The sequence below is a fragment of the Streptomyces globosus genome (assembly GCF_003325375.1).
Lineage (GTDB): Bacteria > Actinomycetota > Actinomycetes > Streptomycetales > Streptomycetaceae > Streptomyces > Streptomyces globosus_A.
Genome location: NZ_CP030862.1, coordinates 5,229,007 through 5,243,391, shown reverse-complemented (window position 1 = coordinate 5,243,391; position 14,385 = coordinate 5,229,007). Strand labels below are relative to the sequence as shown.

The 14,385-nt window shown below is 73.1% G+C and carries 10 protein-coding genes; 7 read left to right on the top strand and 3 right to left on the bottom strand.

Annotated elements, in window-relative coordinates; genetic code table 11:
* The first annotated feature begins 92 nt into the window (after nt 1-92).
* From trpB to lgt, 4 genes are all read left to right on the top strand, one after another.
* Nucleotides 93-1,340: a tryptophan synthase subunit beta gene (gene trpB, locus C0216_RS23245; RefSeq protein WP_114057158.1), complete on the top strand. Its 1,248-nt coding sequence runs from the start codon at nt 93-95 to the stop codon at nt 1,338-1,340.
* Nucleotides 1,337-2,152 (top strand): tryptophan synthase subunit alpha, encoded by an 816-nt coding sequence (gene trpA / locus C0216_RS23240; protein ID WP_114057157.1) that lies wholly within the window; start codon nt 1,337-1,339, stop codon nt 2,150-2,152. Before trpB ends, trpA begins: the two co-directional genes overlap by 4 nt.
* A gap of 103 nt (nt 2,153-2,255) precedes the next feature.
* Complete coding sequence (locus C0216_RS23235) at nt 2,256-3,191, top strand: DsbA family protein (RefSeq protein WP_114057156.1); 936 nt, start codon at nt 2,256-2,258, stop codon at nt 3,189-3,191.
* Nucleotides 3,192-3,284: 93 nt separating this feature from the next.
* Entirely contained in the window at nt 3,285-4,361 is a 1,077-nt protein-coding gene (gene lgt / locus C0216_RS23230) for a prolipoprotein diacylglyceryl transferase (protein WP_114057155.1), read from the top strand.
* Between the two features lie 88 nt (nt 4,362-4,449).
* On the opposite strand, the gene C0216_RS23225 is transcribed toward lgt, so the two are convergent.
* Together C0216_RS23225 and rbsK are read right to left on the bottom strand one after the other, a co-directional pair.
* Nucleotides 4,450-5,277: an HpcH/HpaI aldolase/citrate lyase family protein gene (locus C0216_RS23225; RefSeq protein ID WP_114057154.1), complete on the bottom strand. Its 828-nt coding sequence runs from the start codon at nt 5,275-5,277 to the stop codon at nt 4,450-4,452.
* A 62-nt stretch (nt 5,278-5,339) separates the two neighbouring features.
* A complete protein-coding gene (gene rbsK / locus C0216_RS23220; protein ID WP_114057153.1) occupies nt 5,340-6,254 on the bottom strand; it encodes a ribokinase in 915 nt (304 codons plus the stop codon).
* Between the two features lie 389 nt (nt 6,255-6,643).
* Here rbsK and C0216_RS23215 point away from each other — a divergent pair, with 389 nt between their 5' ends.
* The 3 genes from C0216_RS23215 to C0216_RS23205 all read left to right on the top strand — a co-directional run bounded on the left by C0216_RS23215 (nt 6,644) and on the right by C0216_RS23205 (nt 13,756).
* Complete coding sequence (locus tag C0216_RS23215; protein ID WP_114057152.1) at nt 6,644-7,375, top strand: VIT1/CCC1 transporter family protein; 732 nt, start codon at nt 6,644-6,646, stop codon at nt 7,373-7,375.
* Nucleotides 7,376-7,761: 386 nt separating this feature from the next.
* Nucleotides 7,762-12,303: a glutamate synthase large subunit gene (gene gltB / locus C0216_RS23210; RefSeq protein WP_174250540.1), complete on the top strand. Its 4,542-nt coding sequence runs from the start codon at nt 7,762-7,764 to the stop codon at nt 12,301-12,303.
* Nucleotides 12,296-13,756 (top strand): glutamate synthase subunit beta, encoded by a 1,461-nt coding sequence (locus C0216_RS23205; protein WP_114057150.1) that lies wholly within the window; start codon nt 12,296-12,298, stop codon nt 13,754-13,756. The genes gltB and C0216_RS23205 overlap by 8 nt, the downstream gene beginning before the upstream one ends.
* A gap of 196 nt (nt 13,757-13,952) precedes the next feature.
* On the opposite strand, the gene C0216_RS23200 is transcribed toward C0216_RS23205, so the two are convergent.
* A complete protein-coding gene (locus C0216_RS23200; RefSeq protein ID WP_114057149.1) occupies nt 13,953-14,378 on the bottom strand; it encodes a hypothetical protein in 426 nt (141 codons plus the stop codon).
* Between the last annotated feature and the right edge of the window lie 7 nt (nt 14,379-14,385).

Sequence of the window (14,385 nt, the reverse complement as noted above, 5' to 3'; positions counted from 1 at the left end):
CACCCCCGAAGGGTGTGGTGTGCCCGTCGCGGGCGGGCGGCGCCATACGGTGACAACCATCCGCCGCACCGCACACCCCAGGAGTTGCCGGCATGTCCAGCGCCACTGACTTCTTCATCCCGGACCCGGAAGGCCGCGTCCCCGACGCCGAGGGCTACTTCGGCGACTTCGGCGGCAAGTTCATCCCGGAGGCCCTCGTCGCCGCCGTGGACGAGGTCGCCGTCGAGTACGAGAAGGCCAAGAACGACCCCGCCTTCGCGGCCGAGCTCAACGACCTCATGGTCAACTACACCGGCCGCCCCAGCGCGCTGACCGAGGTGCCGCGCTTCGCCGGGCACGCCGGCGGCGCCCGCATCTTCCTCAAGCGCGAGGACCTCAACCACACCGGCTCGCACAAGATCAACAACGTGCTGGGCCAGGCCCTCCTCACCAAGCGCATGGGCAAGACCCGCGTCATCGCCGAGACCGGCGCCGGCCAGCACGGCGTGGCCACCGCCACCGCCTGCGCCCTCTTCGGCCTCGACTGCACCATCTACATGGGCGAGATCGACACCCAGCGGCAGGCCCTGAACGTCGCCCGCATGCGGATGCTGGGCGCCGAGGTCATCGCCGTCAAGTCCGGCTCCCGCACCCTCAAGGACGCCATCAACGAGGCGTTCCGCGACTGGGTCGCCAACGTCGACCGCACCCACTACCTCTTCGGCACCGTCGCCGGCCCGCACCCCTTCCCCGCCATGGTCCGCGACTTCCACCGCGTCATCGGCGTCGAGGCCCGCCGCCAGATCCTGGAGCGCACCGGCCGCCTGCCCGACGCCGTCGCCGCCTGCGTCGGCGGCGGCTCCAACGCCATCGGCCTCTTCCACGCCTTCCTGCCCGACACCGGCGTCCGCCTCGTCGGGTTCGAGCCCGCCGGCCACGGCGTCGAGACCGGCGAGCACGCCGCCACCCTCACCGCCGGCGAGCCCGGCATCCTGCACGGCTCCCGCTCCTACGTCCTCCAGGACGACGAGGGCCAGATCACCGAGCCGTACTCGATCTCCGCCGGCCTGGACTACCCCGGCATCGGCCCGGAGCACTCCTTCCTCAAGGACACCGGCCGCGGCGAGTACCGCGCGGTCACCGACGACGCCGCCATGCAGGCCCTGCGCCTGCTCTCCCGCACCGAGGGCATCATCCCGGCCATCGAGTCGGCCCACGCCCTCGCCGGCGCCCTCGACCTCGGCCGCGAGCTCGGCCCCGACGGGCTCGTCGTGGTCAACCTGTCCGGCCGCGGCGACAAGGACATGGACACCGCCGCCCGCTACTTCGGGCTGTACGACGCCGAAGGGGAGTCGAAGTGAGCAAGGGCAACATCCGGCTGCTGGGCGACACCCTCGCCAAGGCCAGGGCCGAGGACCGCGCCGCCCTGGTCGCCTACCTCCCGGCCGGCTTCCCGACCGTCGACGGCGGCATCGAGGCCGTCAAGGCCGTCATCGCCGGCGGCGCCGACATCGTCGAGGTCGGCCTCCCGCACAGCGACCCCGTCCTCGACGGCGCCGTCATCCAGACCGCCGACGACATCGCGCTGCGCGGCGGCGTCCGGATCGCCGACGTGCTGCGCACGGTCCGCGAGGCGCACGAGGCGACCGGCGCGCCGGTGCTGGTGATGACGTACTGGAACCCGATCGACCGCTACGGCCCGGAGCGGTTCGCCGCCGAGCTGGCCGAGGCCGGCGGCGCCGGCTGCATCCTGCCCGACCTGCCCGTCCAGGAGTCCGCCCTGTGGCGGGAGCACGCCGACAAGCACGGCCTCGCGACCGTCTTCGTCGTCGCCCCCAGCAGCAGGGACGCCCGCCTCGCCACGATCACCGCGGCCGGCTCGGGCTTCGTCTACGCCGCCTCCCTCATGGGCGTCACCGGGACCCGGGAGTCCGTCGGCAACCAGGCGCAGGAGCTGGTCCGCCGCACCCGCGCCACCACGGAGCTGCCGGTCTGCGTCGGGCTCGGCGTCTCCAACGCCGTGCAGGCGAAGGAGGTCGCCGGCTTCGCCGACGGGGTGATCGTCGGCTCGGCGTTCGTGAAGCTGCTGCTGGACGCGCCGGACCTGCCGGCCGGGCTCGCGGCCGTGCGGGAGCTGGCGGGCGAACTTGCGGAAGGCGTACGCAGGAGCTGACGCGGAGCGCGTCCGAAAAGGGTTCTGTAGCCCGATCGGGTGGATCTGGGAGCAGGGGGGCGCGGGAGTGCCTCCCTGCTTCGTTTGCCCGACCGTGAGCGAGATGAACGACGGCGCGAACCGCCAAGCGAAGAACCGATCGGCCCGCGAGCGCCTCCAGGCCGAGCGCGAGCGGCAGAAGAAGAAGGACAAGCGCCGGCGGACGCTCGTCGTGGCGGCGGCCGTCGTCGGCGTCCTCGGCCTGGCGGCCGTCGTCGGCCTGATCGCGGCCAACACCGGCAAGAACAGCGCGGGCGGCGGCCCCGTCATCGCGCCCTCCGGGGCCACCGGCGAGGACTCCCTCGCGATCCGGACGGGCAGCGCCGAGGCCCCGTCCACGCTGGTCGTGTGGGAGGACTTCCGCTGCCCGGCCTGCAAGAACTTCGAGACCATGTACAAGGACACGGTCCACGAGCTGGAGGCCAAGGGCCTGCTCAAGACCGACTACCACCTGGTCACCCTGATCGACGGGAACATGGGCGGCAGCGGCTCGCTCAAGAGCGCCAACGCGGCCGCCTGCGCCCAGGACGCCGGGAAGTTCACCGAGTACCACGACGTGCTGTTCGAGAACCAGCCGCCCGAGCCGGACGACGCCTACGGCAGCAACGCGAGGCTGCTGGAGCTGGCGGGCAAGGTGCCCGGCCTCGACACCGCCGAGTTCCGCCGGTGCGTGGAGGACGGGACGCACGAGAGCTGGGTCGGCAAGTCCTTCGAGGCCTTCCGGGCCGGGGACTTCCGCGGCACTCCGACGGTGCTGCTGAACGGCAAGGACGTGCTGGCCGGGCAGATCACCCCGCAGAAGATGAAGGAGATCGTCGAGGCCGCGGCGAAGGGCGGCGGCACCGCGAGCGCCTCCCCGGCCGCCTCGGGATCGCCGTCCGCGGCGGGGGCGCCGGCTTCGCCGGCCTCCAAGGCGAAGGGCTCCCCGTCCGCCTCGCGTACGGCGTCGCCCTCGGCGTCGGCCCGCGGCACGGGCGAGCAGGGGGCCGCCCGGGAGTGACGCCGCCCGGCGGACACGAGGTGTCGATTTGGCGGCGGGAACGCCGGGCGGGTTGCCGTGCGCACCGCCCGGCAGGGTAGCGTCGGACCTGCCATGGAACTTGCCTACATTCCCAGTCCGTCGACCGGTGTGGTCCACCTCGGGCCGATCCCGCTGCGCGGCTACGCGTTCTGCATCATCATCGGCGTCTTCGCCGCCGTCTGGCTCGGCAACAAGCGCTGGATCGCGCGCGGAGGAAAGCCGGGAACCGTCGCGGACATCGCCGTATGGGCGGTTCCGTTCGGCCTGGTCGGCGGCCGCCTCTACCACGTGATCACCGACTACCAGCTCTACTTCGGCGAAGGCCGCAACTGGGTCGACGCCTTCAAGATCTGGGAGGGCGGCCTCGGCATCTGGGGCGCCATCGCGTTCGGCGCGGTCGGCGCCTGGATCGGCTGCCGCCTGCGGGGCATCCCGCTGCCCGCCTGGGCCGACGCCCTCGCCCCCGGCATCGCCATCGCCCAGGCGGCCGGCCGCTGGGGCAACTGGTTCAACCAGGAGCTGTACGGGCGCGCCACCGACCTGCCGTGGGCCGTCGAGATCAGCGACGGCCCGAACCGGGTCGGCGGCACCTACCACCCGACGTTCCTGTACGAGTCGCTGTGGTGCCTCGGGGTCGCCGCACTCGTGATCTGGGCCGACCGGCGCTTCAGGCTGGGCCACGGCCGGGCCTTCGCCCTGTACGTCGCCGCGTACTGCGCGGGCCGCGCCTGGATCGAGTACATGCGGGTCGACGAGGCCCACCACATCCTCGGCCTGCGGCTGAACGTCTGGACCGCGATCACCGTGTTCGTCCTCGCCGTCGTCTACCTCGCGGTCTCCGCGAAGCTGCGGCCGGGCCGCGAGGAGGTCGTCGAGCCGGACCGCGGTCCCGCGGCCACCGACCCGGCGGCCGCCACGAAGCCGGCAGACGCGAAGGACGCCGCGAAGGACGCCGCGAAGGACGCCGCGGAGGCAGCCGACGCGAAGGCCGGTGCGAAGCCCGGCGAGGCGGAGGACGCGGGCGCCGCGGCTCCTGCCGCCGAGCCGGCGGCGGCGCCGAAGGCGGACCTCGCCAAGCCGGCCGCGGCGGAGAAGGCCCCCGCCCAGGCCGGCGGCGCCGCCGACGCGCCCGGGGCCGACAAGCTCTGATCCCGGCACCGGCAGGAGCCGCCCGCAGGGGCGCCGCGCAGGCCGCGCGGCGCCCCTGCGGCGTTCCCGCCGCCCGCCGCGCTGCCGCTCAGGACGGCAGGCGCACCGGGGTCTCGCGGCGCGACAGCGCCACGACCCGCTCCGCGACCGCCAGCACCGCCGCGTCCACGAACCGCCCGTCGGGCAGGACCGCCGCCCCCGGGTTGCGGCGGGCCGCGGTCACGACCTCCTGCGCGGCGCCGACCTCCTCCGGGCCCGGCAGGTAGGCCCGCTCGATCACCGGGAGCTGGCGCGGGTGGATCGCCGCCCGGCCGAGGAAGCCCAGCGTCCGCCCGCGGGCGCAGGAGGCGGCGAGCGCCTCCAGGTCCCGGATGTCGGGGAAGGGCGACTGGGCGGGCGGCGCCAGCCCGGCCGCCCGCGCGGCGACCACCACCCGCGACCGCGGCCAGTCCAGTCCCTCCTCGGTCCCGCACCCCAGATCGGCGCACAGATCGGCCTCGCCCAGGGCGAGCCCGCGCAGGGCGGGGTGCGCGCGGGCGATCTCGTACGCCCGCTCCACGCCCAGCGCCGACTCCAGCAGCGCGTACAGGGCCACCCCGCCCGTCCGCTCGGCGGCCTGGACGACCTGCTCCGGCGCGGTGACCTTAGGCAGCCGCACCCCGGCGAGGCCCCGCAGCCCGGCCAGGGCGGCCAGGTCCGCGCCCGCCCAGGGGGAGTCGGGGGCGTTGACGCGTACGTACACCGGTACCGGCGGCCGCTCCGCGAGCAGCTCCGCCGTGGCCGCGCGGGCGTACTCCTTGCGGGAGGCCGGTACGGCGTCCTCCAGGTCGACGATGACGGCGTCGGCGCCGCAGTGCAGCGCCTTGGCCACGGTGTCCTGGTGGTCGCCGGGTGCGTAGAGCCAGGTCAGGATCACAGGGCCGCCTCCTTCCGGAGCGTGCGGTTCTCGGCCTCGGTCGGGCCGGTTCGGTCAGGGGCTCACGGCCGCGGTCCGGCGGCGAAGGCCGAGAAGGCGGCGTCGGCCTCGGCGCGGTCCGGCATGGCGTCCTGCGCGCCCGGCCGCTGCACGGACAGCGCCGCGGCCGCCGCCGCCCAGGCCATCGCCTCCCGCATCGGGCGCCCCTCGCCCAGGGCCACCGCCAGCGCCCCGGCGAAGGTGTCCCCGGCGGCCGTGGTGTCCACCGCCCTCACGCGCGGCGCGGGCACCGCGTACGGCTCCTGCCCGCGCGCGGCGTGCAGGGCGCCCGCCGCGCCGAGGGTGACGACCACCTCGGGGAACCGGTCCAGCAGCGCGGCCGCCGCCTGGCGGGGGTCCGTCAGCCCGGTCAGGGCGGCCGCCTCGTGCTCGTTGGGGACCAGCAGGTCGACCCCGTCCGGCAGGTCCGGGGGCAGCGGCTGCACCGGCGCCGGCGTCAGCACCGTCCGCACCCCGTGCGCCCGCGCCGCGCGGGCCGCGGCCGCCACCGCGGACAGCGGCACCTCCAGCTGGAGCAGCAGCGTCCCGGACGCGGCGATCCGCTCCTCGTCGCCGGACTCCAGCCCCGTGACGAGCCCGTTCGCGCCGGGGACGACGATGATGCTGTTGCCGCCCTCGTCGTCCACGGTGATGTGCGCCGTCCCGCTGGCGCCCTCCACGGTGCGCAGGCCGCAGGTGTCGACACCGGCCGCGGTGAGCGCGGAGCGCAGCCGTACGCCGAACGCGTCCGCGCCGACCGCGCCGACCATCGCCACGCTCGCCCCGAGGCGGGCCGCGGCGACGGCCTGGTTGGCGCCCTTGCCGCCGGGGACGGTGCGGAACTCCCGGCCGGTGACGGTCTCCCCGAGCCGGGGGGCCTTGGAGACGTAGGCGACGAGGTCCATGTTCGTGCTGCCGAGAACGGTGATGGCCGTCATGGGCGTGCTGCCTCCTGTGCGGTGAGCCGGGCGGGGGTGTCGGAGCCGGTCCCGTCACGGTGGCAGCGACCGTACCGGGCGTGCAGCCGGTCCGCGAAGCGGTCGAGGAGGACCTGCGGCGGGCGTGCAGCAGCCGGCTCCACGGCGTGCCTCTCCACTTGAGGGGGCCGTCGCGAACCCCTAGGGGATTTGTGCCATGAAGAGAGGTATGCCGGTTGTCGCGAAACACCCCGCCGGCAGGGGCGTCACCCGGTCGCCGACCCTCAAATGCCCAGGTAAGTACGGCCTTCCTTGCTGGCGGGCGGCCAGAATCGTGCGTAGTTTCGAGATGTTCGGGGGGAGCGGACCGTCTCACGGCCCCCATGGGTACAAAAGGGGAGAAGAGTCGCATGTCCATCATCGACACCGAAGCGCCGCTGCACACCGCGCACCGCGACAACCACACCCACCGGGACGTCAACGGCGGATGGCTGCGCCCGGCCGTGTTCGGCGCGATGGACGGCCTCGTCTCCAACCTCGCACTGATGACCGGAGTGGCCGGCGGCGCCGCCGCCCCCGCAGGCATCGTGATCGCCGGACTGGCCGGGCTCGCCGCCGGCGCGTTCTCCATGGCCGCCGGCGAGTACACCTCCGTCGCCTCGCAGCGCGAACTCGTCCTCGCCGAACTCGACGTCGAGCGGCAGCAGTTGCGAAAGCACCCGGTCGACGAGATGGAGGAGCTCGCCGAGCTGTACGTCTCCCGCGGAGTCGAGCCGGCCCTCGCCCGCGAGGTCGCGATGCAGCTCTCCCGCGACCCCGAGCAGGCGCTGGAGATCCACGCCCGCGAGGAGCTCGGCATCGACCCCGACGACCTGCCCTCGCCGCTGGTCGCCGCCGCCTCCTCCTTCGGCTCGTTCGCGCTCGGCGCCCTGCTGCCGGTCCTGCCCTACCTGCTCGGCGCGACGGCCCTGTGGCCCGCCGTCCTGCTGGCCCTGGCCGGGCTCTTCGCCTGCGGCGCAGTCGTCTCCAAGGTCACCACCCGCTCCTGGTGGTACAGCGGCCTGCGGCAGCTGCTCCTGGGTGGCGCGGCCGCCGGTGTGACGTACATCCTGGGAACCTGGATCGGCGGGGCCATAGGCTGAACGCCCTCGCGATGAGACACTATGCAGCGCACCACATAAGTAGTTCATTACCCGGTGGTTTCGATTCCGTGTCCGCCGGGCATCACACCGGGGCGCGCCGGGCAACGATGCCCGTTTCCGCGCCGGGGCCCCCGCCCCCGCCGGCACCCTTCCACACGCCTCGCAGCAGCGCGGGGAGCCCCGTATCCCGCCTCGTGCAGTGTCCGCATGGTGAAACGCCGTATCCGGTTCGCAAGATTGCGGTCATCATGTAACCTGCACGAAATTTCGCAGAGGGCCAACGTCGTCCCTCGGCCATGCACAATGCCACGACGACGACGGGAGAGCCGATGCGTTCCGCATCCACGCACTCCGCGACCGGCCCCAGCAGCACCGCCTGGTCGCCCATGGACGGTCGCCCTGCCCCCCAGGGCATGTACGACCCGCGCAACGAGAAGGACGCCTGCGGCGTCGGTTTCGTGGCGAACCTCACCGGTGAGGCCACCCACGCGCTGGTCGAGCAGGCGCTGACCGTACTGCGGAACCTCGAGCACCGCGGCGCCACCGGCTCCGAGCCCGACTCCGGCGACGGCGCCGGCATCCTCAGCCAGGTCCCCGACGCGTTCCTGCGCGAGGTGGCCGGCTTCCGGCTCCCCGAGGCCGGCGCGTACGCCGTCGGCATCGCCTTCCTCCCCGCCGACGGCACCGCACAGGCCGCCGCCGCGGAGCAGATCGAGGCCATCGCCGCCGAGGAGGGCCTGACCGTCCTCGGCTGGCGCGAGGTCCCCGTCACCCCCGACCTCCTCGGCAACGGCGCCCGCGCCACCATGCCGGCCTTCTCCCAGCTCTTCGTCGCCGACGGCAGCAGCACCGGCATCGCCCTGGACCGCAAGGCCTTCGTGCTGCGCAAGCGCGCCGAGCGCGAGGCGGGCACCTACTTCCCGTCGCTGTCCGCCCGGACCATCGTCTACAAGGGCATGCTCACCACGGGCCAGCTGGAGCCGTTCTTCCCGGACCTCTCCGACCGCCGCTTCGCCTCGGCGCTCGCCCTGGTCCACTCCCGGTTCTCCACCAACACCTTCCCGTCGTGGCCGCTGGCCCACCCGTACCGGTTCGTCGCCCACAACGGCGAGATCAACACCGTCAAGGGCAACCGGAACTGGATGCGCGCCCGCGAGTCCCAGCTCGCCACCGACGCCTTCGGCCAGGGCGCCCTCGACCGGATCTTCCCGATCTGCACCCCGGACGCCTCCGACTCGGCGTCCTTCGACGAGGTCCTGGAACTCCTCCACCTCGGCGGCCGCTCCCTGCCCCACGCGGTCCTGATGATGATCCCGGAGGCATGGGAGAACCACGCCTCCATGGACCCGGCCCGCCGCGCCTTCTACCAGTACCACTCCACGATGATGGAGCCCTGGGACGGCCCGGCCTGCGTCACCTTCACCGACGGCACCCAGGTCGGCGCCGTCCTCGACCGCAACGGCCTGCGCCCCGGCCGCTACTGGGTCACCGACGACGGCCTCGTCGTGCTCTCCTCCGAGGTCGGCGTCCTCGACATCGACCCCGCGAAGGTCGTCCGCAAGGGCCGCCTCCAGCCGGGCAGGATGTTCCTCGTCGACACCGCCCAGAACCGGATCATCGAGGACGACGAGATCAAGGCCGGCCTGGCCGCCGCCGCCCCCTACGCGGAGTGGCTGGAGTCCGGCGAGATCGAGCTCACCGACCTCCCCGAGCGCGAGCACATCGTCCACACCCACGCCTCGGTCACCCGCCGCCAGCAGACCTTCGGCTACACCGAGGAAGAGCTGCGCGTCATCCTCGCCCCGATGGCCCGCACCGGCGCCGAGCCGATCGGCTCCATGGGCACCGACTCGCCGATCGCCGCGCTCTCCGAGCGGCCCCGGCTGCTCTTCGACTACTTCACCCAGCTGTTCGCCCAGGTCACCAACCCGCCGCTGGACGCCATCCGCGAGGAGCTCGTCACCTCGCTGCTGTCCTCGCTGGGCCCGCAGGGCAACCTGCTGGAGCCGACCGCCGCGTCCTGCCGCAGCGTCACCCTGCCCTTCCCGGTCATCGACAACGACGAGCTGGCCAAGCTCATCCACATCAACGCCGACGGCGACATGCCCGGCATGAAGGCGGCCACCCTCTCCGGCCTCTACCGGGTCTCCGGCGGCGCCGACGCGCTCGCCGCCCGCATCGCCGAGATCCGCTCCGAGGCCGACGCGGCCATCGCGAACGGCGCCCGCCTGATCGTCCTGTCGGACCGCCACTCGGACGCCGAGCACGCGCCGATCCCGTCGCTGCTGCTGACCGCCGCCGTCCACCACCACCTCATCGCCACCAAGCAGCGCACCCAGGTCGGCCTGCTCGTCGAGGCCGGCGACGTCCGCGAGGTCCACCACGTCGCCCTGCTCATCGGCTACGGCGCCGCCGCCGTCAACCCGTACCTCGCCATGGAGTCCGTCGAGGACCTGCTGCGCGCCGGCACGTTCATCGACGGCATCGAGCCCGAGCAGGCCATCCGGAACCTGATCTACGCCCTCGGCAAGGGCGTTCTGAAGGTCATGTCCAAGATGGGCATCTCCACCGTCGCCTCCTACCGCGGCGCCCAGGTCTTCGAGGCCGTCGGCCTCGACGAGGAGTTCGTCGCGACGTACTTCCAGGGCACCGCCACCAAGATCGGCGGGGCCGGCCTCGACGTCATCGCCAAGGAGGTCGCCGCCCGCCACGCCAAGGCCTACCCGGCCTCCGGCACCGCGCCCGCGCACCGCGCGCTGGACATCGGCGGCGAGTACCAGTGGCGCCGCGAGGGCGAGCCGCACCTGTTCGACCCGGAGACCGTCTTCCGGCTCCAGCACGCCACCCGCAACCGCCGGTACGACATCTTCAAGCAGTACACGGACCGGGTGAACGAGCAGTCTGAGCGCCTCATGACGCTCCGCGGCCTCTTCGGCTTCAAGAGCGACCGCCCCTCCGTCCCGCTGGACGAGGTCGAGCCGGTCTCCGAGATCGTCAAGCGGTTCTCCACCGGCGCCATGTCGTACGGCTCCATCTCCAAGGAGGCGCACGAGACCCTCGCCATCGCCATGAACCAGCTCGGCGGCAAGTCCAACACCGGCGAGGGCGGCGAGGACCCCGAGCGCCTGTACGACCCGGCGCGCCGCTCGGCGATCAAGCAGGTCGCCTCCGGCCGCTTCGGCGTCACCTCCGAGTACCTCGTCAACGCCGACGACATCCAGATCAAGATGGCGCAGGGCGCCAAGCCCGGCGAGGGCGGCCAGCTGCCCGGCCACAAGGTGTACCCGTGGGTCGCCAAGACCCGCCACTCCACCCCGGGCGTCGGCCTGATCTCCCCGCCGCCGCACCACGACATCTACTCCATCGAGGACCTCGCCCAGCTCATCCACGACCTGAAGAACGCCAACCCGGCAGCCCGCATCCACGTGAAGCTGGTCTCCGAGGTCGGCGTCGGCACGGTCGCCGCGGGCGTCTCCAAGGCCCACGCGGACGTCGTCCTCATCTCCGGACATGACGGCGGCACCGGCGCCTCGCCGCTGACCTCCCTCAAGCACGCGGGCGGCCCCTGGGAGCTCGGCCTCGCCGAGACCCAGCAGACGCTGCTGCTCAACGGGCTGCGCGACCGGATCGTCGTCCAGACCGACGGCCAGCTCAAGACCGGCCGCGACGTCGTCATCGCCGCGCTGCTCGGCGCCGAGGAGTTCGGCTTCGCGACCGCGCCGCTCGTCGTCTCCGGCTGCGTCATGATGCGCGTCTGCCACCTGGACACCTGCCCCGTCGGCATCGCCACCCAGAACCCGGTGCTGCGCGACCGCTTCTCCGGCAAGGCCGAGTTTGTCGTCAACTTCTTCGAGTTCATCGCCGAAGAAGTCCGCGAGCTCCTCGCCGAGCTGGGCTTCCGCTCGATCGAGGAGGCCGTCGGCCACGCCGAGCTCCTCGACACCGACCAGGCCGTCACCCACTGGAAGGCGCAGGGCCTCGACCTCGCCCCGCTCTTCCACGTGCCCGACCTGCCCGACGGCGCGGTCCGCCACGCCCTCATCGCGCAGGACCACGGCCTGGAGAAGGCCCTCGACAACGAGCTGATCGAGCTCGCCGCCGACGCCCTGAACGCGGCGACGGCCGAGGAGGCCCAGCCGGTCCGCGCCCAGGTCGCCATCCGCAACATCAACCGGACCGTCGGCACCATGCTCGGCCACGAGGTCACGAAGAAGTTCGGCGGTGCGGGCCTGCCCGACGACACCATCGACCTGACCTTCACCGGCTCTGCCGGCCAGTCCTTCGGCGCGTTCCTCCCCAAGGGCGTCACGCTCCGCCTGGAGGGCGACGCCAACGACTACGTCGGCAAGGGCCTCTCCGGCGGCCGCATCGTGGTCCGCCCCGACCGCGGCGCCGACCACCTCGCCGAGTACTCGACCATCGCCGGCAACACCATCGGCTACGGCGCCACCGGCGGCGAGATGTTCCTGCGCGGCCGCACCGGCGAGCGGTTCTGCGTCCGCAACTCCGGCGCCCTCGTCGTCTCCGAGGGCGTGGGCGACCACGGCTGCGAGTACATGACCGGCGGCACGGCCGTCGTCCTCGGCGAGACCGGCCGCAACTTCGCGGCCGGCATGTCCGGCGGCGTCGCCTACGTCGTCGACCTCGACCGGGACAACGTCAACGCCGGCAACCTGGGCGCCGTCGAGACCCTCACGGACGAGGACCGGCAGTGGCTGCACGATGTGGTGCGCCGCCACCAGGAGGAGACCGGCTCGACGGTGGCCGCAAAGCTCCTCGCCGACTGGTCCGCCGCCGCGGACCGCTTCAGCAAGATCATCCCGACCACGTACAAGGCAGTGCTCGCCGCCAAGGACGCCGCTGAGCGGGCCGGACTCTCCGAGTCCGAGACCACCGAGAAGATGATGGAGGCGGCGACCCATGGCTGACCCGAAGGGCTTCCTCACCACCGAGCGCAAGACCGCCTGCTCCCGTCCCGTCGCCGAGCGCGTCAAGGACTGGAACGAGGTCTACGTCCCCGGCTCGCTCCTGCCGATCATCAGCAAGCAGGCCGGCCGCTGCATGGACTGCGGCATCCCGTTCTGCCACAACGGCTGCCCGCTCGGGAACCTGATCCCCGAGTGGAACGACTACGCCTACCGCGAGGACTGGTCGGCGGCGTCGGAGCGGCTGCACGCCACGAACAACTTCCCGGAGTTCACCGGCCGCCTCTGCCCGGCCCCCTGCGAGTCGGCGTGCGTCCTCGGTATCAACCAGCCGGCCGTCACCATCAAGAACGTCGAGGTCTCGATCATCGACAAGGCGTGGGACAACGGCGGCGTCTCCCCGCAGGTCCCCGAGCGCCTCTCCGGCAAGACCGCAGCCGTCATCGGCTCCGGGCCCGCCGGCCTGGCCGCCGCCCAGCAGCTGACCCGGGCCGGCCACACCGTCGTCGTCTACGAGCGCGCCGACCGCATCGGCGGCCTCCTGCGCTACGGCATCCCCGAGTTCAAGATGGAGAAGGTGCACATCAACCGCCGCATCGAGCAGATGCGCGCGGAAGGCACCAAGTTCCGCACCGGCGTCGAGGTCGGCCGCGACATCACCGCCGGCGACCTGCGCAAGCGGTTCGACGCCGTCGTCATCGCCGCCGGCGCGACCGTCTCCCGCGACCTGCCGGTCCCCGGCCGCGAGCTGGGCGGCATCCACTTCGCGATGGAGTACCTGCCGCTCGCGAACAAGGTGCAGGAGGGCGACTTCGTCGCCCCGCCCATCACCGCCGAGGGCAAGCACGTCGTCGTGATCGGCGGCGGCGACACCGGCGCGGACTGCGTGGGCACCGCCCACCGCCAGGGCGCGCTGTCCGTCACCCAGCTGGAGATCATGCCGCGGCCCGGCGAGGAGCGGAACGCCAACCAGCCCTGGCCGACCTTCCCGATGCTGTACAAGGTCACCTCCGCCCACGAGGAGGGCGGCGAGCGGGTCTACTCCGTCTCCACCACCCGCTTCGAGGGCGATGAGGACGGCAACGTCAAGGCGCTCCACCTCGTCGAGGTCGAGTTCACGGGCGGCAAGCTGGTCCAGAAGCCCGGAACCGAGCGGTCCATCCCGGCCCAGCTGGTCACCCTCGCGATGGGCTTCACCGGCACCGACCGGGCCAACGGCCTGGTCGAGCAGTTCGGCCTGGACCTGGACGAGCGCGGCAACATCGCCCGCGACGCCTCCTACGCCACCAACGTCGACGGCGTCTTCGTCGCCGGCGACGCCGGCCGCGGCCAGTCCCTGATCGTGTGGGCCATCGCGGAGGGCCGCTCGGCCGCCCGCGGCGTCGACCGCTACCTGACCGGCAGCAGCACCCTCCCGTACCCGGTCAAGCCGACCGACCGCGCCCTGGCGGTCTGACCCCGCCGCCCGGCCCGGGGCACGCCCCGGGCCGGGAGCGCACCACCGCGCGGCACCGCGCACACCCCTCCCGGTGCGGAGGACCCCTCATACGGCCCGTACAACGGCGTACGGAAACCCGGCACGGCGCCCGCCATGTCCTCGACCAAGGATGGCGGGCGCCGTGGTGCGCGCGGCCCGGCGGCCGCGGACTGCCCTACTCGGGCTGGACCACTGTCGCGCCCCACCGTATGGACGCGGACGAGGCCGTCACGGCCGCCCCGAAGCCGCCGTGCAGGCCGGTCCCCAGCGGAACCGCCACGCGGGCCGGGCTGCCGGCCGGGCAGTCCAGGGTGAAGGGGGCCGGACTGCGGTCGGGGTGCTCGTCGAGCCGGAAGGCCACCTCGATGCTGCCGCCGCCCTCGCAGGCGAACGTGGTGTACGTGTCCAGCCCGGCGTACAGGCCGCCCGAGACGAAGCCGCCGGACCCCCACTGCTCCGGCACCCAGATCAGCCCGTCCGGGCCGGGGTGGCCGATCAGTTCCTCCTGCGCCGAGGCCTGGCCCGCTCCGACAGTCAGGGCCAGTGCTCCCGCCACCGCCGCCACCGCAACGGCCCTGCGGCCCCTCACCATGCGCTTCATCGCTCCC

What these genes read in the sequence shown, in the direction of transcription:
- trpB (WP_114057158.1), top strand. Translation starts at nt 93, where the DNA reads ATGTCCAGCGCCACTGACTTCTTCATCCCGGACCCGGAAGGCCGCGTC.
- C0216_RS23235 (WP_114057156.1), top strand. Translation starts at nt 2,256, where the DNA reads ATGAACGACGGCGCGAACCGCCAAGCGAAGAACCGATCGGCCCGCGAG.
- lgt (WP_114057155.1), top strand. Translation starts at nt 3,285, where the DNA reads ATGGAACTTGCCTACATTCCCAGTCCGTCGACCGGTGTGGTCCACCTC.
- rbsK (WP_114057153.1), bottom strand. Translation starts at nt 6,254, where the DNA reads ATGACGGCCATCACCGTTCTCGGCAGCACGAACATGGACCTCGTCGCC.
- C0216_RS23215 (WP_114057152.1), top strand. Translation starts at nt 6,644, where the DNA reads ATGTCCATCATCGACACCGAAGCGCCGCTGCACACCGCGCACCGCGAC.
- gltB (WP_174250540.1), top strand. Translation starts at nt 7,762, where the DNA reads ATGGACGGTCGCCCTGCCCCCCAGGGCATGTACGACCCGCGCAACGAG.
- C0216_RS23205 (WP_114057150.1), top strand. Translation starts at nt 12,296, where the DNA reads ATGGCTGACCCGAAGGGCTTCCTCACCACCGAGCGCAAGACCGCCTGC.
- C0216_RS23200 (WP_114057149.1), bottom strand. Translation starts at nt 14,378, where the DNA reads ATGAAGCGCATGGTGAGGGGCCGCAGGGCCGTTGCGGTGGCGGCGGTG.